General features: G+C 67.9%; 18 protein-coding genes and 1 tRNA gene. 13 read left to right on the forward strand and 6 right to left on the reverse strand.

The features are described 5' to 3' along the window. Positions 1-102: 102 nt before the first annotated feature. Positions 103-630, forward strand: coding sequence for a polymer-forming cytoskeletal protein (locus tag VNT59_RS08430; RefSeq protein WP_325497881.1), 528 nt, complete (start codon positions 103-105; stop codon positions 628-630). A 36-nt stretch (positions 631-666) separates the two neighbouring features. Here the strand turns inward: VNT59_RS08430 and VNT59_RS08435 are convergent, their stop codons facing one another. The 4 genes from VNT59_RS08435 to VNT59_RS08450 form a co-directional block, all read right to left on the reverse strand. Then, positions 667-1557 (reverse strand): sugar phosphate isomerase/epimerase family protein, encoded by an 891-nt coding sequence (locus VNT59_RS08435; protein ID WP_325497882.1) that lies wholly within the window; start codon positions 1555-1557, stop codon positions 667-669. After that, the gene (locus tag VNT59_RS08440) at positions 1557-2741 is read right to left on the reverse strand and encodes a dihydrodipicolinate synthase family protein (RefSeq protein WP_325497883.1); all 1185 of its coding nucleotides are present in this window, start codon (positions 2739-2741) and stop codon (positions 1557-1559) included. The genes VNT59_RS08435 and VNT59_RS08440 overlap by 1 nt, the downstream gene beginning before the upstream one ends. A 7-nt stretch (positions 2742-2748) precedes the next feature. Further along, entirely contained in the window at positions 2749-3912 is a 1164-nt protein-coding gene (locus tag VNT59_RS08445) for a Gfo/Idh/MocA family oxidoreductase (RefSeq protein ID WP_325497884.1), read from the reverse strand. A 113-nt stretch (positions 3913-4025) separates the two neighbouring features. Next, positions 4026-4676, reverse strand: coding sequence for a TetR/AcrR family transcriptional regulator (locus VNT59_RS08450; protein WP_325497885.1), 651 nt, complete (start codon positions 4674-4676; stop codon positions 4026-4028). Positions 4677-4716: 40 nt separating this feature from the next. Here VNT59_RS08450 and VNT59_RS08455 point away from each other — a divergent pair, with 40 nt between their 5' ends. Continuing rightward, positions 4717-6438: a thiamine pyrophosphate-binding protein gene (locus VNT59_RS08455; protein WP_325497886.1), complete on the forward strand. Its 1722-nt coding sequence runs from the start codon at positions 4717-4719 to the stop codon at positions 6436-6438. Between the two features lie 111 nt (positions 6439-6549). On the opposite strand, the gene VNT59_RS08460 is transcribed toward VNT59_RS08455, so the two are convergent. Beyond that, positions 6550-6990: an SWIB/MDM2 domain-containing protein gene (locus VNT59_RS08460; RefSeq protein ID WP_325497938.1), complete on the reverse strand. Its 441-nt coding sequence runs from the start codon at positions 6988-6990 to the stop codon at positions 6550-6552. Between the two features lie 351 nt (positions 6991-7341). Next, positions 7342-8241 (reverse strand): DMT family transporter, encoded by a 900-nt coding sequence (locus VNT59_RS08465; protein WP_325497887.1) that lies wholly within the window; start codon positions 8239-8241, stop codon positions 7342-7344. Positions 8242-8655: 414 nt separating this feature from the next. On the opposite strand from VNT59_RS08465, the gene aceA reads away from it, so the two are divergent. The 11 genes from aceA (at position 8656) to VNT59_RS08520 (ending at position 19363) form a co-directional block, all read left to right on the forward strand. Beyond that, positions 8656-9981, forward strand: a complete 1326-nt coding sequence (aceA, locus tag VNT59_RS08470) for an isocitrate lyase (RefSeq protein ID WP_325497888.1) — start codon at positions 8656-8658, stop codon at positions 9979-9981. A gap of 217 nt (positions 9982-10198) precedes the next feature. Continuing rightward, positions 10199-12106, forward strand: coding sequence for a threonine--tRNA ligase (gene thrS / locus VNT59_RS08475; RefSeq protein ID WP_325497889.1), 1908 nt, complete (start codon positions 10199-10201; stop codon positions 12104-12106). A 111-nt stretch (positions 12107-12217) separates the two neighbouring features. Further along, positions 12218-12817, forward strand: a complete 600-nt coding sequence (infC, locus tag VNT59_RS08480; RefSeq protein WP_325497939.1) for a translation initiation factor IF-3 — start codon at positions 12218-12220, stop codon at positions 12815-12817. A 135-nt stretch (positions 12818-12952) separates the two neighbouring features. Then, on the forward strand, positions 12953-13156 hold the full coding sequence (rpmI, locus tag VNT59_RS08485; RefSeq protein WP_325497890.1) for a 50S ribosomal protein L35: 204 nt from the start codon (positions 12953-12955) through the stop codon (positions 13154-13156). Positions 13157-13182: 26 nt separating this feature from the next. Then, the gene (gene rplT / locus VNT59_RS08490; RefSeq protein WP_141511532.1) at positions 13183-13542 is read left to right on the forward strand and encodes a 50S ribosomal protein L20; all 360 of its coding nucleotides are present in this window, start codon (positions 13183-13185) and stop codon (positions 13540-13542) included. A 104-nt stretch (positions 13543-13646) separates the two neighbouring features. Then, positions 13647-14792 carry a phenylalanine--tRNA ligase subunit alpha gene (locus VNT59_RS08495; protein WP_325497891.1) on the forward strand — a complete coding sequence of 382 codons (1146 nt, stop codon included), beginning with the start codon at positions 13647-13649 and terminating at the stop codon, positions 14790-14792. A gap of 18 nt (positions 14793-14810) precedes the next feature. Continuing rightward, positions 14811-17228 (forward strand): phenylalanine--tRNA ligase subunit beta, encoded by a 2418-nt coding sequence (gene pheT / locus VNT59_RS08500; protein WP_325497892.1) that lies wholly within the window; start codon positions 14811-14813, stop codon positions 17226-17228. Positions 17229-17270: 42 nt separating this feature from the next. Beyond that, a complete protein-coding gene (locus VNT59_RS08505; protein ID WP_325497893.1) occupies positions 17271-17600 on the forward strand; it encodes an integration host factor subunit alpha in 330 nt (109 codons plus the stop codon). A 100-nt stretch (positions 17601-17700) separates the two neighbouring features. Continuing rightward, complete coding sequence (locus VNT59_RS08510; protein WP_325497894.1) at positions 17701-18150, forward strand: MerR family transcriptional regulator; 450 nt, start codon at positions 17701-17703, stop codon at positions 18148-18150. A gap of 45 nt (positions 18151-18195) precedes the next feature. Next, positions 18196-18272 (forward strand) — tRNA-Pro (locus tag VNT59_RS08515). A gap of 203 nt (positions 18273-18475) precedes the next feature. Continuing rightward, on the forward strand, positions 18476-19363 hold the full coding sequence (locus VNT59_RS08520) for an adenylate/guanylate cyclase domain-containing protein (RefSeq protein WP_325497895.1): 888 nt from the start codon (positions 18476-18478) through the stop codon (positions 19361-19363). Positions 19364-19420: the final 57 nt, after the last annotated feature.

Genomic DNA, 19420 nt, shown 5'->3' on the forward strand with positions numbered 1-19420 from the left:
CCCACGATGTTTGTTACCGATCTTGCGTGAACCCGTCTGGATCGCCAGTGATCTCGTCCGTAGCATCGGCAGCTCTTTCAACGCCACTCAGAGGAAGTCACCATGGCATTGCAGTCCCCGTTCTTCAACAAGCGCGAACCCGATACGTACGCCCAGCGCCAGACCAGCCCGAATGCGGCGGCGACGGGCACCAGCGCTGCCGCGACTGCACCGGCTCCCGCGGCCGCTGCGCCGGCCGTGCACACGGCGCCGGTCACGCAGGACGGCGAGAGCAAGCTGACCGTCGGCCCCAACATCAAGCTCAAGGGCGTCGAGATCACCGACTGCGACACGCTGGTGGTGGAAGGCTCGGTCGAGGCCACGATGGACTCGCGCGTGATCCAGATCTCCGAGCGCGGCTCCTTCAAGGGTTCCGCCGAGATCGACATCGCCGAGATCCGCGGCACGTTCGACGGCACGCTGACGGCGCGCCAGAAGCTCGTGATCCACGCCACGGGCAAGGTCACCGGCCGCGTGCGCTACGGCAAGATCGTGATCGAGGAGGGCGGCCAGCTCTCCGGCGAAATCGAAGTCGGTGCCAGCGCCGCCAGCGGCACCGCCGCCGCGCCGCGGGTCGTCAAGGTCGCCTGACGCAGGCCTCGCCGGGCGGCCGTACCGCCGCCCCGCTCACACCGCGCTGCGGTGCCGCGCGATGCAGGTGTCGAGCACCTCTTCGTGGTCGCGCCGCCACCAGTTGCCGGTCGAAAAGATCTCGACTTCGCTGTAGCCGGCCCAGCCCTGGGCCTCGACCCAGCTGCGGATGCGCGCGATGTCGATCACCCCGTCCCCCATCATCCCCCGGTCGTTGAGCAGGTCGGTGGTGGGCGTGAGCCAGTCGCAGACATGGAACGCGTGCAGCCGGCTGCGGCCGGCGCGCTCGATCTGCTGGCGCAGCTTCGGGTCCCACCAGACGTGGTAGACGTCCACGGCGACGCCCAGCGCCGCGCGAGCGGCCGCCGCCCCCGACGGATCGAGCTCGTCGCACAGGTCCAGTGCCTGTTCCAGCGTGTTCACGCAGGCCCGGTCGGCGGCATACATCGGATGCAGCGGCTCGATGGCGAGCGGCATGTTCGCTCGTCGCGCCTCCTCCAGCAGCTGCCCGATGCCGTCGCGCACCTGCGAGCGCGCCAGCGCGATGTCCTTGTGCGCCGCCCGGCCGGCGAGCGCGCCGGGCAGGCCGCCCACCACCAGCACCAGGCAGGCGGCGCCCAGTTCGCAGGCCTCGTCGAGCGCCCGGCGGTTGTCGTCGCGCGCGGCCGCGAGTCCCGCCGCGTCCACGGCCGGGAACATGCCGCCACGGCAATAGCCGGAAAGCTCCAGGCCGTGCGTCCTGACCAGCCTGGAGATCGGGCCGAGGCCGGCGGCCGCGACCTGGTCGCGCCAGGGCGAAATCGCGCGAATGCCGCGCCGCGCGCAGGCTTCGATGATCCGCGGCAGCGGCAGCTCGACGCCGCGCGACCGGCGCACCGTCGCGGTGTTGATCGAGAGCCAGCGATGGTCCTGCGAGAAGTCGCGCATCAGGCGTCGACCCCGTGCAGCGCCAGCAGGGTCCGCATCCGCCGCGCCGCCAGCTCCGGCCGTTCCAGCAGGTTCGCCGCGTCGGCGAGGCGGAACAGCTCGGCGAAGTGCGGCAGCGAGCGCGCGCTCTGCTGCCCGCCGACCATCGTGAAGTGGCGCTGGTGTCCGTTGAGCCAGGCCATGAAGACGACGCCGGTCTTGTAGAAGCGGGTCGGCGCCGCGAAGATGTGCCGCGACAGCGGCACCGTCGGCCCCAGGATCGCGTGGAAGCGCTCCAGGCGGCCCTGCGCCAGCTCGGCCAGGGCCGCGCTGGCCGCCGGTGCGATGGCGTCGAAGATGCCCAGCAGGGCGTCGCTCCTTCCGTGGGTCGGCTCGGCGCCCGCGCCGTCGCCCGCGATCAGCTCCGCGTAATTGAAGTCGTCGCCGGTGTACATGCGCACGCCGGCGGGCAGGCGCCGGCGCATGGCGATCTCCTTGTCCTTGTCCAGCAGCGAGATCTTGATGCCGTCGACCTTGTCGGGGTGGGCGGCGATGATGCCCAGCGCGGTGTCCATGGCGCTGTCGATGTCGCTGCTGCCCCAGTAGCCGGCCAGGGCCGGGTCGAACATGTCGCCGAGCCAGTGCAGGATCACCGGCTGACGCGCCTGCGACAGGATGCGGTCGTACACGCGTTCGTAGTCGGCCGGACTGCGCGCCACCCGCGCCAGCGCGCGGCTGGCCATCACGATCAGCCTGCCGCCGAGCCGCTCGATGGCGGCCATTTGCGCCTCGTACCCGGCGATCACCTGATCGACCGAGTTCACGTCCGGCGCGAGGTGGTCGGTGCCGCAGCCGCACGCCACCAGCGCTCCGGGGACATCGCGCGCGGCCTCGAGCGAACGGCGGATCAGCTCCAGCGAGGTGGGCCAGTCCAGCCCCATGCCGCGCTGCGCGGTGTCCATGGCCTCGGCCACGCCCAGGCCGAGCGACCACAGGTGCCGGCGGTAGCCGATCGTGGCGTCCCAGTCGACGGCGCATTGCAGCCATGGATCGACCGCGGCCAGCGGGTCGGCCACGACGTGGGCTGCCGAGTAGGCGACGCGGTTGAACCGAACCCCGGCGGCGGGGCGCGCGGGTGCGGAGCCGCGCAGCGTGTAGGGCGCGAGCCGGCCGTCGGCCGCCGGCAGTTGCAGCGTCAGTGCCATGGCCGCCTCAAAGCGCCAGCGGCGCCACGTCGATCCAGCGCCGCTCCTTCCAGCTTTGCAGCGCGGCCTCGACCAGCTGCACGCCCTTGGCGCCTTCCTCGAGCGTCCAGCGATAGGGCTCGTTCTCGGCGACGTGGCGGATGAAGTGTTCCCACTGGATCTTGAAGCCGTTGTCGTAGAACTGTGAGTCCGGCACTTCCTGCCATTGGTCGTAGAAGTTCATCGGCTGCTTGACGTCCGGATTCCAGACCGGGCGCGGCGTCGTGACGCGGCTCTGGGCCCGGCAGGTTTGCAGGCCCGCCACCGCGGAGCCATGCGTGCCGTCGACATGGAAGGTCGCCAGGTCGTCGCGCCGCACCCGGGTGGCCCACGACATGTTCATCTGCGCGATCACCGGCTCGCCGTCGTGGCCGACCAGCTCGGCGATCGCATACGCGGCATCGTCGGCGGTGGCCCGGTACGGGTTGCCGGCCTCGTCCCAGCGCTGCGGAATGTGCGTGGCGCCCAGGCAGGACACCGACTTCACCGCGCCGAACAGATTGTCCAACACGTAGCGCCAGTGGCACATCATGTCGAGGATCATCCCGCCGCCTTCTTCCGCGCGGTAGTTCCAGCTCGGGCGCTGGATCGGCTGCAGGTCACCTTCGAACACCCAGTAGCCGAACTCCAGGCGCACCGACAGCATGCGGCCGAAGAAGCCGGCGCGGCGCAGCATGTCCAGCTTGCGCAGGCCGGGCAGGAACAGCTTGTCCTGCACGACCCCGTGCTTCAGGCCCGAGCCCCGGGCCAGCCGGGCGATCTCCACCGCCTCGTTGAGGTTGGTGGCGACCGGTTTTTCGCAGTACACGTGCTTGCCGGCGCGGATCGCCTTGGCCAGCAGCGCCGGGCGCATCTGGGTGGTGCCGGCGTCGAAGAAGACCGTGTCCCGCGGGTCGGCGAGGGCGGCGTCGAGATCAGTGCTCCAGCGTTCGATGCCGTGGGCCTGCGCGAGCGCCCTGATCCTGTCCGCATTGCGGCCGACCAGGATCGGGTCGGGCACCACCTTGTCCCCATTGGCGAGCGTCACGCCGCCCTGCTGGCGGATCGCCACGATGGAGCGGATCAGGTGCTGGTTCATGCCCATGCGTCCCGTGACGCCGTGCATGATGAGTCCAAGCCGTTGGGTGGTCATTCGTTCCTCCGGTGGGAATGGGTGGAGCCCGCGTGCGCTGCGCCGGCGTTAATTAACTGGATAGTGAATTATGCGGGGCCACCCGGCGCGGCGCAAGCCAGCGGGTTCGGTCCTCAGTTGCGCAGCACATAGCCCAGGATCACGTCGCACATGTGGGTGAGCCGCTCGTTGCGTGCCTTGGCCGTCATCAGGTCGCGGCCGAAGATCGCCGACAGCGTGTGGTGGTTCGACAGGTAGAAGTAGGCCAGCCCGGCGATCGACACGTACAGCTGCAGCGGGTCCACGCCCCCGCGAAAGCTGCCTTCCTTGCGGCCGCGCTCCAGGATTTCGCCCAGGGTGGCGATCAGTGGCGAATTCATCTCGCGGGCCCGCTGCGAGTTCTGCAGGTGGCGCGCGGCCTGCAGGTTCTCGCTGTTCAGGAGCGACAGGAACTCGGGGTTGGCGAGGTAATAGTCCCAGGTGAACTCGACCAGCCGGCGGACCGCCTCGGCCGGCTTGAGCGCCAGCAGGTTCAGCTGCCGCTCCTCGTCGCGGATCTGCCGGTACGCCTGCTCCAGCACCGCCTGGAACAGGCGGTCCTTGTCCTCGAAGTAGTAGTAGATCAGCCGCTTGTTCACGCCGGCGCGCTCGGCGATGCGGTCCATGCGGGCGCCGCCGAGCCCATGCTGGGCGAACTCGTCGCGGGCCGCCGCTAAGATGGTGCTCTGGGAGCGGTCGGCATCGCGCTGGCGCTCTTCGACCGCGGGGACAGCGTCTCTTCGCATCTTCAAATAATTCACCGATCAGTTAATAAAGTCAAGTCCAATGGTTACACCGCCGCCCATCGCTCCTGCCGCCGACCCGGGCCAACTGGCCGGTCACCTGATCGTCGAGTGCCTCGTGGCGCAAGGAGTGCCGCAGGTGTACGGCGTTCCCGGCGAAAGCTACCTGGCGGTGCTGGACGGCTTTCACGCGTACCGCGACCGCATCCGCTTCGTCATCAATCGGCAGGAGGGCGGTGCGGCCTTCATGGCCGAGGCGCACGGCAAGCTGACCGGCCGCCCCGGCGTGTGCTTCGTGACGCGCGGCCCCGGGGCCACCAACGCCTCGATCGGCGTGCACACGGCGTTCCAGGACTCGACGCCCATGGTGCTGTTCGTCGGCGACGTCGCCAGCGACCAGCGCGACCGCGAGGCGTTCCAGGAAGTCGACTTCAGCAGTTTCTTCGGACCCAGCACCAAGGGCCTGGCCAAGCGCGTCGAGCGCATCGACGAGCCGGATCGCATCCCGGAATACGTGGCGCGCGCGTTCGCCACCGCCATGAACGGCCGGCCGGGGCCGGTCGTGCTGGTGCTGCCCGAGGACATGCTGACCAGGACCACGCGGGCCCGGCCGCTGCCGCGCATCGAGCCGGTGCAGGCGTGGGCCGATCCCGACTCGCTGCGCCGGCTGCGCGAGCTGCTGGTGGCGGCGCGCAAGCCATTCGTGATCGCCGGCGGCGGCGGCTGGACCGTCGAGGCGGCGCAGGCACTGCAGCGCTTCGCCGAAAACTGGTCGCTGCCGGTGGGCAACGCCTTCCGCTTCCAGGACACCTTCGACAACCACCATCCGCTGTACGCCGGCGACGTGGGCATCGGCATCAACCCGAAGCTGGCCGCCCGGATCCGCGAGTGCGATCTCGTGATCGCGCTGGGCGCCCGGCTGGGCGAGATGACGACCGGCGGCTACACGCTGCTGAAGGCGCCGCGCACCAGCCAGAAGCTGGTGCACATCCACGCCGGGCCGGAGGAGCTGAACCGGGTCTACTACGCCGACCTGGCGATCAATGCCTCGATGGCGTGCGCCGCACGTTCGCTCGAGGCGCTGGAGGCGCCGGCGCAGGTGCCGTGGCGTGACTGGGCGCAAGCCGCGCACGCCGACTACGAAGCCAACCTGGTGCCGCAGGCGCTGCCGGGCAGCGTCGACATGCCGGCGATCGTCGCGCTGTTGCAAAAGCACCTGCCTGCCGACGCGGTGCACACCAATGGCGCCGGCAACTTCGCGAGCTGGATGCACCGCTTCTTCAGGCACCACGGCCTCGCCAAGGGCCATCGCACGCAGCTGGCGCCCACCGTGGGCGCGATGGGGTACGGGGTGCCGGCCGGCATCGCCGCGAGCCTGGCCAGCGGCCGCGTCGCGGTGACCATGACGGGCGACGGCGACTTCCTGATGAACGGCCAGGAGCTCGCGACGGCGGCGCAGTACGGCGGCAAGAGCATCGTCATCCTGCTGAACAACGGGATGTACGGGACCATTCGCATGCACCAGGAGCGCGAGTATCCGGAACGCGTCAGCGGCACGCCGCTGGCCAATCCCGATTTCGCCGCGCTGGCGCGGGCCTACGGCTACGCGGGGGTGCGGATCACGAAGACCGAAGAGTTCGAGGCGCAGCTGCTGGCGGCGCTGGAGCGGCCGCAAGGCACCCTGATCGAGGTCATGTTGGACCCCGAGGTGATCTCGACCCGCGGCACGCTCAGCGCGATCCGCCAGAACGCGCTGCAGAAGTGACAGGGGCCGCGGATGCGGCCCAGCGATTGCCGGCAGCAACGAAAAAGGGCCGCGCGAGCGGCCCTTGCGGTACGGCGGGGGGCGCGGCACGCAGGGCCCGCGCCCGGCGCCTCACTTGACGTGCTTGCCGATCAGGCCAGCCATCTCGAACATCGAGACCTGGTTCTTGCCGAAGAGGACCTTCAGCTTGTCGTCGGCGTTGACCATGCGCTTGTTGGTCTGGTCCTGCAGCTTGTTCTTCTTGATGTAGGCCCACAGCTTGCTCACGATTTCCGTGCGCGGCAGGGGGGCCGCACCGACCACCGCACCCAGCACGGTATCGGGGGTCAGGGGCTTCATGAACGCCGCGTTCGGCGTGCGCTTCTTGGCGGGCGCCTTCTTCGCAGCCGCCTTCTTGGCGGGAGCGGCCTTCTTCGCGACGACCTTCTTCGCGGGGGCGGCCTTCTTCGCCGGGGCCTTCTTGGCGGCGGCCTTCTTCGCCGGTGCAGCCTTCTTCGCTGCAGCCTTCTTCGCCGGTGCCTTCTTCGCGACGGCTTTTTTCGCAGTTGCCATGATGATCTTTCCTTCTAGAAGTTGATTAATCACCAATGGGAACCTGCATTCCCCACTGGCACTGCGGATGCTACTGGAGAAAAAACGCGTTTCCAAGCGAAAAATCGCTTTTTCCACTCGTGGTTGTGCGTTTTTTGCACGCGCTTTCAGGGGCGTTTTCCCTCTGGAGCGGCCTTCGGCGCGCGCTTCGATGCATCGCGGCGGCAGTCGCTGCGCGTCGCTGCCCGCTCGCTGGCGCACGCCGGGGAGCGCGCCCGGCTGCTCACGCAGTGCCGCAGGAAGACGCATCAACGTCGCGTCGCCACAGGCAATTCGCGTCCGCGGTCGGCCGCCGCCGCAGGCGATGCGGTGCTAGCGTGAGCCGGCCGGCAGCGTCGCGAGCAGCACGCCGCAGAGCGCCAGCACGAAGGCCGCCAGCTGCAGCGGAGCCAGCGCTTCGCCCAGCGCGAAGACGCCCACCAGCGCGGCCGACACCGGCAGCATCACGGTGAAGACGCCGGCCTGCGCGGCCGGAATGGCCTTGAGCCCGGTCATCCAGAGCCACACCGTCCACACGCTGGCCGCGAGCGAGTAGAACAGCAGCAGCAGCCAGGTGCCGGTGCCCACCGCCGCGAAATCGAAGCGCAGCGCGGCCCAGGCGCCCAAGGGCGTCACGAGCGCGAAGCCCCAGAGGTTGATCAGCGCCGTGATCCGCTTGGGACCCAGGGCACCGGTCAGCGTCTTGCCGATGACGGCGTAGGAGGCCTCGCAGACGACGGCGCCGAACACCAGCAGATTGCCGAGCCACGCCCGGTCGCCGGCGCCAGCCCGTGCCGGACCGGACAGCGCCAGCAGCGCAATCCCGCCGGCCGCGCACGCCACGGCGGCCCAGGTCCGCGGGGCGATGCGTTCGCGCAGGAACAGCCAGCTCAGAAGCGCGACCACGGCCGGAATGGCGGCCATGATCACCCCGGCGGAGACGGCGCTGGTCAGGCTGACGCCGAACAGCATGCAGATCGAAAACAGGAAGTTGCCCAGGAAGGACTCGAGGAACAGCAACTGCCGCGTCCGCGGCGCCAGCGGCGGCTCGCTGGCGGGCTTGCGCAGCCAGTGCAGCATGGCCAGGCCGCCGATGCCGAAGCGCAGCCAGGCCAGCAGGAACACGGGGATGGCGGCGACGAGCGGCTTCGACAGCGCGACGTAGCTGCCGACGAGCGACATGCTCAGCGCAAGACAGGCGCAGGCGATGAGGCGCTGGGGCCCGGGGCTCATGGACGGTTCATGCGTGAAAGGGCGATCATGCCCCAGCCGCCGGCGCTCACGCCGCTGGCCCGGCCGGCTGCGCGCACGGGCGGCCGCGGGGCGGCGCCGTGCCAGGCCCCGGCGAAGCGGCACCCACGCCGGCGCCGAATGGACGCTGGATGCAGTCTCGTCTGACGAAAACGGCATTTTGCGATGTGAATTGGCGGGGGTGCGTGGATGCGTTCAATTTCTCGATATGAGAAACAAAATTCCGCATCGAGGAATGACTCATTTAACCTGTTGAAAAACAACAAGAAAATTTATCTCTTGTATAAGACACAAGAGGCGCACCCGGTCTTCTAGAAGACTTAAAGTTGTTGCAACGCAGCGAAGCGCGAACGCGCCGGGCTGGATCAGTTTTCAACAACCTTCGGAGCAAGCCTCATGACCTCTCGCACCCAACTCTCGCGCGAACAGCAGATCGCCCAGCTCGAACAGGACTGGGCCGACAACCCGCGCTGGAAAGGCATCAAGCGCGGCTACAGTGCCGCCGACGTGGTGAGGCTGCGCGGCTCGCTGCAGGTGGAGCACACCCTCGCCAGGCGCGGCGCCGAGAAGCTGTGGAACCTGATCAACACCGAGCCCTTCGTCAACACGCTGGGCGCGCTCACCGGCAACCAGGCGATGCAGCAGGTGAAGGCCGGCCTGAAGGCGGTGTACCTTTCCGGCTGGCAGGTCGCCGGCGACGCGAACAGCAACGGCGAGATGTATCCCGACCAGTCGCTGTACTCGGTGGATTCGGTGCCGAAGGTGGTCAAGAAGATCAATGCGACGTTCACCCGCGCCGACCAGATCCAGTGGGCCGAGGGCAAGAACCCCGGCGACGAGGGCTTCGTCGACTACTTCGCGCCGATCGTGGCCGATGCCGAAGCGGGTTTCGGCGGCGTGCTCAACGCCTTCGAACTGATGAAGGCGATGATCGAGGCCGGCGCCGCCGGCGTCCACTTCGAGGACCAGCTGGCCGCCGCCAAGAAGTGCGGCCACATGGGCGGCAAGGTGCTGGTGCCGACCCGGGAGGCCGTGTCCAAGCTGGTCGCCGCCCGCCTGGCCGCCGATGTCATGGGCACCCCCACCATCCTGCTGGCGCGCACCGACGCCGAGGCCGCCGACCTGGTGACCAGCGACGTCGACGCCAACGATCAGGCCTTCTTCACCGGCGAGCGCACGGTGGAAGGCTTCTACCGCAGCCGCAACGGCATCGAACAGGCGATCAGCCGCGGCCTGGCCTATGCCGAGTACGCCGACCTGATCTGGTGCGAGACCGGCACGCCCGACCTGGCGTTCGCCAAGCAGTTCGCCGACGCGATCCACGCCAAGTTCCCGGGCAAGCTGCTGGCCTACAACTGCTCGCCGTCCTTCAACTGGAAGAAGAACCTGGACGATGCCACCATCGCCCGGTTCCAGAAGGAACTGGGCGCGATGGGCTACAAGTTCCAGTTCATCACGCTGGCCGGCTTCCACAGCCTCAACTACTCGATGTTCAACCTGGCCTACGGCTACGCGCGCAACCAGATGAGCGCCTTCGTGGAGCTGCAGCAGGCCGAGTTCGACGCCGCGCCCAAGGGCTTCACCGCCGTCAAGCACCAGCGCGAGGTGGGCACCGGCTATTTCGATGCGGTGACCACCACGATCGAGGCCCAGGCCTCGACCGCGGCGCTGAAGGGCTCCACCGAGGACGCACAGTTCCTGGACGAGCGCAAGGCCGCGTGAGGCGGGCGGTTCCGACCGCACCGCCGGCCGGGTAGAATGGCGTCCTTCCCCCGGCCTCACAAGAGCGAGAAAGGCATCCTGGTTATGACACCGCGAACGCACCCCACCAAGACCTCCCGCAGGTCGGGCGGCGCGCGCGTGCACTGAAGTCTTCCGGGACCCCCAGAAAAGCGCGGCTTGTCCCGCGCTTTTTTCTTGCCTCAACGCTTCGCAGAACATGATCCAAGTCACGCTTCCAGACGGCTCCCAGCGTCAATACCCCGGCCCGGTGACGGTCGCCGACATCGCCGCTTCGATCGGGCCGGGCCTGGCCAAGGCAGCCCTGGCCGGCAAGGTCGACGGCAAGGTGGTCGACACCAGCTTCACCATCGACCACGACGCGCCGGTGGCCATCGTGACGGCCAAGGACCCGGAGGGCGTCGACGTCATCCGCCATTCCACGGCCCACCTGCTGGCCTACGCCGTCAAGGAAATGTTTCCCGACGCGCAGGTGACCATCGGCCCGGTGATCGAGAACGGCTTCTACTACGACTTCGCGTACAAGCGTCCCTTCACGCCGGAAGACCTGGCCGCGATCGAGAAGCGGATGGCGGAGCTCGCGGCCAGGGACGAGCCGGTCACCCGCCGCGTGCTGCCGCGCGACGAGGCGGTGGCGTACTTCAAGGGCCAGGGCGAGCAGTACAAGGCCGAGATCATCGGCAGCATTCCGCAAAACGAGGACGTGTCGCTGTATCGCGAAGGCGGCTTCGAGGACCTGTGCCGTGGCCCCCACGTGCCGAGCACCGGCAAGCTGAAGCACTTCAAGCTGATGAAGGTGGCCGGCGCCTACTGGCGCGGCGACCACCGCAACGAGATGCTGCAGCGCATCTACGGCACCGCCTGGGCCAGCAAGGAGGAGCTGCAGCAGTACCTGCGGATGCTGGAGGAGGCCGAAAAGCGCGACCACCGCCGGCTCGGCCGCGAGCTCGACCTGTTCCACATCGACGATCACGCGCCCGGCGTCGTGTTCTGGCATCCCAAGGGCTGGTCGATCTGGCAGGAAGTCGAGCAGTACATGCGCCGCGTCTACCGCGACAACGGCTACCGGGAGGTCAAGGGGCCGCAGCTGCTGGACAAGACCCTGTGGGAGAAGACCGGCCACTGGGACAAGTACCGCGAGAACATGTTCACGACCGAATCGGAGAAGCGCGAGTACGCGCTCAAGCCGATGAACTGTCCCGGCCACATCCTGATCTTCAAGCAGGGCGTGAAGAGCTACCGCGACCTGCCGCTGCGCTACGGCGAGTTCGGGGCGTGCCACCGCAACGAGCCGACCGGCGGCCTGCACGGCATCATGCGGGTGCGCGGCTTCACCCAGGACGACGGCCACATCTTCTGCACCGAAGAGCACATCCTGCCGGAGTGCACGGCCTACACGGCGCTGCTGCAGAAGGTGTATCGCGACTTCGGCTTCACCGACATCATCTACAAGATCGCGACCCGGCCGGAGAAGCGGATCGGCTCGGACGAGAGCTGGGACAAGGCCGAGCATGCGCTGATGGAGAGCCTGCGCGCCTCGGACTGCGACTTCGAGATCTCGCCCGGCGAGGGCGCTTTCTACGGGCCGAAGATCGAATACACGCTCAAGGACGCGATCGGCCGCCAGTGGCAGTGCGGCACGATCCAGGTCGACTTCTCGATGCCCGAGCGGCTGGACGCCGAGTACGTGGGCGAAGACGGGGCCCGGCATCGTCCGGTGATGCTGCACCGGGCCATCGTCGGCTCGATGGAACGCTTCATCGGCATCCTGATCGAACAGCACGCCGGCGCATTGCCCAGCTGGCTCGCGCCGGTGCAGGTCGCGGTGCTCAATATCACCGACGCCCAGGCCGATTACGCCAGGGACGTTGCCAAAGCTCTGCAAAATCAAGGGCTTAGGGTGGAGCTCGATCTGCGGAACGAGAAAATTACGTATAAAATACGGGAGCATTCGCTGCAAAAGCTGCCGTACATCCTGGTTGTAGGAGACAAGGAGAAGGCCGCAGGTGCTGTCGCGGTGCGTGCGCGGGGCAACCAGGACCTCGGCGTGATGTCCCTCGAGGCGTTCTCCCAGAAGATCGCGGCGGACATCGCCAACAAGCGCTGAGGGCCGCCACGGGCCCGCCAGATTCCCCAGGAATTCCGGCAGCTTGTCCCGACGCCGCATCGAGGCAGTTTTCGCCGCCGCAAGGCGGCAACGTTGAAAAGGATTTGAACCATCGCTACTGATTTTCGCGACCGTCGCCAACGCGAGGAACGCAAGCACCGCCTGAACCGGGAAATCATGGCCCCGGAAGTTCGCCTCTCCGGGCCTGAAAACGAGCCGCTTGGCATCGTGAGTCTGCAGGAGGCGTTGCGCATGGCCGGTGAGCTGGACGTTGATCTGGTGGAGATTGCCGCGACGGCCAATCCACCCGTGTGCCGCCTGATGGATTACGGCAAGTTCAAGTACCAGGAGCAGAAGAAGGCGGCGGAGGCGAAGGCCAAGCAGACGGTCATCGAAATCAAGGAAGTCAAGTTCCGCCCGGGCACCGACGACGGTGACTACAACATCAAGATGCGCAACATCCGGCGCTTCCTGGCGGAAGGCGACAAGTGCAAGATCACGCTGCGGTTCCGCGGCCGCGAGATCACGCACCAGGAGATCGGCATGGCCCTGCTCAATCGCATCCGCGACGAGCTGGGCGACCTGATCCTCGTCGAGCAGTTTCCGAAGCTCGAAGGCCGGCAGATGATCATGATGATCGCGCCGGGCAAGAAGAAGCCGGCGGCGCCCCGGCAGCCGGCGCCGGCCGAGGCCTCGCAGGCTTCGGCGTAAGAATCACCGCTCCACCGGCTGGTCGCCGGCGGGGCGATGGAGGCGGGTTTCACGACCCGCCGCACAAGTGGCTCGGGGCCATCAAGACGCGAAGCATTTTCGCGGCGCCTCACGAGCACAAATGAAGGAGCAGCAATGCCCAAGATGAAGACCAAGAGCGGGGCCAAGAAGCGCTTCCGCGTTCGTCCCGGCGGAACCGTCAAGCGCGCCCAGGCCTTCAAGCGTCACATCCTGACCAAGAAGAGCACGAAGAACAAGCGCCACCTGCGCGGTGCCACGGCCGTCCATGAGACCAACATGGGTCACATGGCGCAGATGTTGCCGTTTGCCGGCATCTGATCCACTGACGAACAAGGAGAGAACACATGCCTCGCGTCAAACGTGGTGTCACGGCTCGCGCCCGCCACAAGAAAGTACTCGCCCTGGCCAAGGGCTTCCGCGGCCGCCGCGGCAACGTCTTCCGCATCGCCAAAGAAGCGGTGATGAAGGCCGGGCAATATGCCTACCGTGACCGCCGCACCAAGAAGCGCGTCTTCCGCCAGCTCTGGATCGCCCGTATCAACGCGGCGGCCCGGGAGTGCGGCCTGACGTACAGCCAGTTCGCCAACGGCATCCGCAAGGCCGGCATCGAGATCGACCGCAAGGTGCTGGCGGACATCGCCGTGCACGACAAGGCCGCCTTTGCCGGCATCGTGGAGCAAGTCAAGGCCAAGCTGGCTGCTTGAGTTCGGCACACGCCGCCCACCGGCGGCGTGCGGTGCACCAAAGGACAGGGGCTAGAGCTTGACAGGCGCTAGCCCCTGTTTCCGTCTGTTCCGCCTGTTTTTCTATGACCGACAAGACACTCGATTCCATTGTCGACGGCGCGCGCGAAGCATTCGCGCGGGCCGCGACCCCGGCCGACCTCGAGAACGCCAAGGCGCAGTTCATCGGCAAGTCCGGCCGCATCACCGAGCTGATGAAGGGGCTGGCGGCGCTCGGCGTGGACGAAAAGAAAGCCCGCGGCGCGGCGATCAACGCCGCCAAGCAGGCGATCGAGGCCGCGCTGGCGAACCGCCGCCAGGCCCTGGCCGACCGGGAGCTCGAGGCGCAACTGGAGGCCGAGGCGCTGGACGTCACCCTGCCGGGCCGGGTGCGCGAGCCGGGCGGGCTGCATCCGGTCAGCCTGACGATGGAGCGGATCGAGCAGATCTTCGCCAGCATGGGTTTCGACGTCGCCGACGGCCCCGAAATCGAGAGCGACTGGCACAGTTTCACGTCCCTGAACAATCCGCCCAACCACCCGGCGCGGTCGATGCAGGATACGTTCTACGTCGACATCAACGGCGACGACGGCATCCCCTACAACCTGCGGCCGCACACCAGCCCGATGCAGGTGCGCTACGCCCACCAGCACATCAAGAAGCACGCCGATGCCATCAGGGCCGGCCTGAGGCGCGACGGGCCGCCCCTGGCGCCGAACGCCCCCCCGGGGGGCACCGACCCACAGGCAGTGGGGCAGCGTGGGGGCCCTGATACGATGCCGGAGATTCGCGTGATCGCGCCCGGCCGCACGTACCGCGTCGACAGCGACGCGACCCACTCGCCGATGTTCCACCAGTGCGAAGGGCTGTGGCTCGGCGAGAACGTGAGCTTCAAGGACCTGAAGGTCGTCTTCACCGACTTCTGCCGCACGTTCTTCGAAAGCGACGACCTCGCGCTGCGCTTCCGGCCGAGCTTCTTTCCGTTCACCGAGCCCAGCGCCGAGATCGACATCCAGTTCCAGCACGGGCCGCTGGCCGGCCGCTGGCTCGAAGTGGCCGGCTCCGGCCAGGTGCATCCCCAGGTCGTGCGCAACATGGGGCTCGATCCCGAGCGCTACATCGGGTTTGCCTTCGGGATGGGCCCGGACCGCCTGACCATGCTGCGCTACGGGGTGAACGACCTGCGCCTGTTCTTCGACGGCGACATCCGCTTTCTCAAGCAGTTCCGCTAAACCGAATCGAATCCTGCTATGCAATTCCCAGAGTCCTGGCTACGCGCGTTCTGCAACCCGCCGCTGACCACGCAACAGATCGCCGACACCCTCACCATGGGCGGGCTCGAGGTCGAGGAGCTGCGGCCGGTGGCGCCGCCTTTCGCCAAGATCGTCGTCGGCGAGATCAAGGAGGCGGTGCAGCACCCGCAAGCCGACCGCCTGCGCGTGTGCCAGGTGGATGTGGGGCAGGGCGCGTTGCTCAACATCGTGTGCGGTGCGCCGAACGCCCGGGTCGGCATCAAGGTGCCGTGCGCGCTGGTGGGCGCCGAACTGCCGCCGGGCGAGGACGGCAAGCCGTTCCAGATCAAGCTGTCCAAGCTGCGCGGCGTCGAGAGCCAGGGCATGTTGTGCTCGGCGCGCGAACTGCAGTTGAGCGATGACCACGCGGGACTGCTCGAACTCGCCGGCGACGCGCCGGTGGGCGCCGACGTGCGCAAGGTGCTCGAGCTCGACGACATGGTGTTCACGCTCAAGCTCACGCCCAACCTGGCACACGCCTTGAGCGTGTACGGCGTGGCGCGCGAGCTGTCGGCGCTCACTGGCGCGCCGCTGCGGGAGCCGACCTTCGCCGCGGTGCAGCCGGCCCACGACACCAGGCTGCGCGTGAAGGTGCAGGCGCCCGACCTCTGCGGCCGCTTCTCCGGACGCGTCGTGCGCAACGTGAACACCAAGGCCAAGACGCCGCAGTGGATGGTGGACCGCCTCGCGCGCTGCGGCCAACGCAGCGTCACGGCCCTGGTCGACATCTCCAACTACGTGATGTTCGAGTTCGGCCGGCCTTCGCACATCTTCGACTTCGACAAGATCCACGGCGGCCTCGACGTGCGCTGGGGCCAGCCGGGCGAGCAGCTCAAGCTCCTCAACGGCACCACCGTCACGGTGGACGAGAAGGTGGGCGTGATCGCCGACGACCGCCAGGTCGAGTCGCTCGCCGGCATCATGGGCGGCGAGGCGACGGCGGTGTCGGACGACACCAGGAACGTCTATGTCGAGGCCGCCTTCTGGTGGCCCCAGGCGATCCAGGGCCGGTCGCGCCGCTACAACTTCGCCACCGACGCGGGACACCGGTTCGAGCGCGGCGTCGACCCGAGCCAGACCGTCGAACACATCGAGCACCTCACCCGGCTGATCCAGGAGATCTGCGGCGGCGAGGCCGGGCCGATGGACGACCAGGTGCTGCGCATGCCGGAGCAAGAGCCGGTGACGCTGCGCGTCGCCCGCGCCGCGAAGGTGATCGGAATGCCGCTCACGCGCGAGGACTGCGCCGACGCGCTGGCGCGCCTGGGCCTGGAGGTGCAGGCGACTGACGGCACGCTGACCGTCAGGCCGCCGGCCTACCGGTTCGACCTCGCGATCGAGGAAGACCTGATCGAGGAGGTCGCCCGGATCATCGGCTACGAGCGTCTGCCCACGACGCCGCCGCTCGCGCCGATCACGGCCAAGCTGCCGCCCGAGTCGCGCCGCAGCCGCTTTGCCGTGCGCCGCCTGCTGGCGGGGCTGGGCTACCAGGAGACGATCAACTTCAGCTTCGTGGAGGAAAGCTGGGAGCGCGAGCTCGCCGGCAACGCCGACCCGATCAAGCTGCTCAATCCGATCGCCAGCCAGATGAGCGTCATGCGTTCGTCGCTGCTGGGATCGCTGCTGCAGGCACTCAGGTTCAACCTCGACCGCAAGGCCGAGCGCGTGCGCCTGTTCGAACTGGGCCGGGTGTTCATGCGCGACGCCTCGGTGGCCACCACCGACACCACCGTGCGCGGCATCCGCCAGCCGATGCGGGTGGCGGGCCTGGCCTACGGCGAGTCCGAGGGCCTGCAATGGGGCCGCAAGGGCGCCGCCGTGGACTTCTACGACGTCAAGGGCGACGTCGAGGCGCTGCTGGTGCCGGGCAAGCCCGAATTCAAGCCCGCCTCGCATGCGGCCATGCACCCTGGCCGCTGCGCTTCGGTGTGGCTCGGCGGCCGCGAGATCGGCTTCGTCGGCGAGCTGCATCCCAAGTGGCGCCAGCAGCGCGAGCTGGCCCAGGCGCCGGTGCTGTTCGAACTCGATCTCGACGCGGTGATGAGCCGGCCGGTGCCGGCCTTCCAGGCCGTGCCGCGCTTCCAGCCGGCCGAACGCGATATCGCGATCATCGTGGCCGACCACGTCACGCACGACGCCGTGCTCGGCGCGGTGCGTTCCGCCGCGACCGGCGGCCTGTTGCGTGACGCGTTCCTGTTCGACGTCTACAAACCCAAGCAGCCGGTCACCGGCCTGTCGGCCAATGAAAAAAGCCTGGCCGTTCGCTTGACGCTGGCCAGCAGCGAAGCCACACTGACAGACCAGCAGATCGAGGCGGCCGTCCAGGCCGTGCTGGACCGGGTTGCCAGCCAGCTCGGCGGACGATTGAGGGGTTGAATGATGTCGGCGCTCGCCAGAACAATGCAGCACGAGGAGAGCATGGACTTCGCAGTCGAGAGCCTGGAGACGCCGGCGCTCACCAAGGCGCAGCTGTCGGAGCTGCTGTTCGAGCAGATCGGCCTGAACAAGCGCGAGTCGAAGGACATGATCGACGCGTTCTTCGATCTCATCTCCGACAGCCTGGTCGAAGGCAAGGACGTCAAGATCTCCGGCTTCGGCAACTTCCAGATCCGCACCAAGGCGCCCCGGCCCGGCCGCAATCCGCGCACCGGCGAAGCGATTCCGATCCAGGCGCGGCGGGTCGTCACGTTCCACGCCAGCCACAAGCTCAAGGAACAGATCCAGTCGCACGGCAGCCACGCCGGGTGACCTGAAACAAACATTGGGGCGGCTCGGCGCGAACAGGCTTTGCGCCCCCGCCCCAGTTAGAGTAACCTAACAGCTTTCTCCCGCAGAGCGTTGATTTTCAATGGAGAAAGCCCTCCCAGCCATCCCGGCGAAGCGCTACTTCACGATCGGTGAGGTCAGCGACCTGTGCGGCGTCAAGCCGCACGTGCTCCGCTATTGGGAGCAGGAATTCACGCAGCTGCGGCCCATGAAGCGGCGCGGCAACCGGCGCTACTACCAGCACCACGAGGTTCTGATGATCCGCCGCATCCGCGACCTGCTGTACGACCAGGGATTCACGATCAGCGGTGCCCGCAACAAGCTGCAGGAGCTGGTCCAGGTGGAGCGCGACAAGCGCCGGGCCGGCGAGGTGATGCTCGAAGGCGTCGAGGTCATCGAAATGGAAGACTCGGCGTTCCCCGATTTCGAGGACAGCGTGCCGCCCGAAGAGCGGGAACTGGTGTCGCAGAAACTGCTGCTGGTGCGCCGCGAGCTGTTCGAGATCCGCGAATTGCTGTCGACGACCTATTGATGCGTCGGGCGAGGGCGACGCTCGCGCTATAATCTGCGGCTTGTCCGGCGTGTAGCGCAGCCTGGTAGCGCACTTGCATGGGGTGCAAGGGGTCGCGAGTTCGAATCCCGCCACGCCGACCAATAAAAAGCAACGGGTTGCACCTTCTGGTGCAACCCGTTTTCTTTTTTCGGGCAGCCGCTGCGGCTGAGGTCGCGCTCGAGGCCATGGGAGCCGCCCGGATCCTCTCGGCGTCGTCAACCGACGAGTTGGCGCAAGAGAGCTGGCGGTCGCCCCGAATAGAATCGGCGCAGCCCTCCACCAACACTGCACAGCGCGCCGATCCATGGCCACCGTCGTTTTCGCCGACCTGGTCGGTAGCACCGGACTCTTCGAGCGCCTCGGCGACGAGACCGCCGGCCATTTCGTCACGAAGCTCACCGGGGCGCTCGCCAAGACCTTCGAGCAGCACCGCGGCCGCGTCGTGAAGCTGCTGGGCGACGGGCTGCTGGTGGTGTTCCCCGCCGAGGGCGATGCGATCGCCGCGTGCATCGCGATCCAGCAGCGGTTGCGCGAGGAGCCGGTGCGCGCCGGCGGCGGCACCGCCGTGCAGCTGCAGATGGGCGTGGAATCCGGCGAGGTGGTGGAGATCGATGGCGACTGCTACGGCGACGCGGTGAACAGCGCGGCCCGGCTCGCCGATCTTGCCGGCGGCGAGCAGATCCTCACCACCCAGCACGTGCGCGATGCGCTGCCGCCCGGACAGCGCGCCCCCTTGCGCAGCCTCGGGCCGATGTACCTGCGCGGCAAGTCGGAAGCCACCGAGGTCTTTCGCGTCGAGTGGCAGGACGATGCCGACGCGGACGCCACCGTCATGGGCGCGTCGCTTTTCACCGGATCGCATGCCGGCTGGCTGGAGCTGTCGGCGCCGGGGCAGGTGGTGCGGGCGCTCCCCCGCGGCGAGAAGGTGACCCTGGGCCGCTCCACCACGGCGTCGCTGGCGATCCACGATGCCCGCGTCTCGCGGGTGCATGCCACGGTCGAATGGCGCGGCGGCCATTTCGTGCTCAGCGACACCTCCAGCTTCGGGTCGTGGGTGTACTTCGGCGACCAGCCCGAGCCGTTGGTGCTGCGCCGCACCGAGTGCTACCTGGTCGGGCACGGCCAGATCTCGCTCGGCGGCGAACGGGGACCGGGCAGCGCACCGGCCGTGCAGTTCGCCGTGCGGGCCTGAGGCGCCGCCCGCTGCCGGCCGGCGGGCATTCAGAAAATCCCTGACCCCACGCCGCGG

This window comes from Ramlibacter sp., from assembly GCF_035554825.1.
Lineage (GTDB): Bacteria > Pseudomonadota > Gammaproteobacteria > Burkholderiales > Burkholderiaceae_C > Ramlibacter.

Excerpts from the sequence above, each read along its gene's own strand:
- VNT59_RS08445 (WP_325497884.1), bottom strand. The coding sequence starts at position 3,912 with ATGACCACCCAACGGCTTGGACTCATCATGCACGGCGTCACGGGACGC.
- VNT59_RS08465 (WP_325497887.1), bottom strand. The coding sequence starts at position 8,241 with ATGAGCCCCGGGCCCCAGCGCCTCATCGCCTGCGCCTGTCTTGCGCTG.
- VNT59_RS08510 (WP_325497894.1), top strand. The coding sequence starts at position 17,701 with ATGGAGAAAGCCCTCCCAGCCATCCCGGCGAAGCGCTACTTCACGATC.
- VNT59_RS08435 (WP_325497882.1), bottom strand. The coding sequence starts at position 1,557 with ATGCGCGACTTCTCGCAGGACCATCGCTGGCTCTCGATCAACACCGCG.
- VNT59_RS08505 (WP_325497893.1), top strand. The coding sequence starts at position 17,271 with ATGGACTTCGCAGTCGAGAGCCTGGAGACGCCGGCGCTCACCAAGGCG.
- thrS (WP_325497889.1), top strand. The coding sequence starts at position 10,199 with ATGATCCAAGTCACGCTTCCAGACGGCTCCCAGCGTCAATACCCCGGC.
- VNT59_RS08430 (WP_325497881.1), top strand. The coding sequence starts at position 103 with ATGGCATTGCAGTCCCCGTTCTTCAACAAGCGCGAACCCGATACGTAC.
- VNT59_RS08520 (WP_325497895.1), top strand. The coding sequence starts at position 18,476 with ATGGCCACCGTCGTTTTCGCCGACCTGGTCGGTAGCACCGGACTCTTC.
- rpmI (WP_325497890.1), top strand. The coding sequence starts at position 12,953 with ATGCCCAAGATGAAGACCAAGAGCGGGGCCAAGAAGCGCTTCCGCGTT.
- aceA (WP_325497888.1), top strand. The coding sequence starts at position 8,656 with ATGACCTCTCGCACCCAACTCTCGCGCGAACAGCAGATCGCCCAGCTC.
- VNT59_RS08440 (WP_325497883.1), bottom strand. The coding sequence starts at position 2,741 with ATGGCACTGACGCTGCAACTGCCGGCGGCCGACGGCCGGCTCGCGCCC.
- VNT59_RS08495 (WP_325497891.1), top strand. The coding sequence starts at position 13,647 with ATGACCGACAAGACACTCGATTCCATTGTCGACGGCGCGCGCGAAGCA.
- VNT59_RS08460 (WP_325497938.1), bottom strand. The coding sequence starts at position 6,990 with ATGGCAACTGCGAAAAAAGCCGTCGCGAAGAAGGCACCGGCGAAGAAG.
- pheT (WP_325497892.1), top strand. The coding sequence starts at position 14,811 with ATGCAATTCCCAGAGTCCTGGCTACGCGCGTTCTGCAACCCGCCGCTG.
- rplT (WP_141511532.1), top strand. The coding sequence starts at position 13,183 with ATGCCTCGCGTCAAACGTGGTGTCACGGCTCGCGCCCGCCACAAGAAA.
- VNT59_RS08450 (WP_325497885.1), bottom strand. The coding sequence starts at position 4,676 with ATGCGAAGAGACGCTGTCCCCGCGGTCGAAGAGCGCCAGCGCGATGCC.
- VNT59_RS08455 (WP_325497886.1), top strand. The coding sequence starts at position 4,717 with ATGGTTACACCGCCGCCCATCGCTCCTGCCGCCGACCCGGGCCAACTG.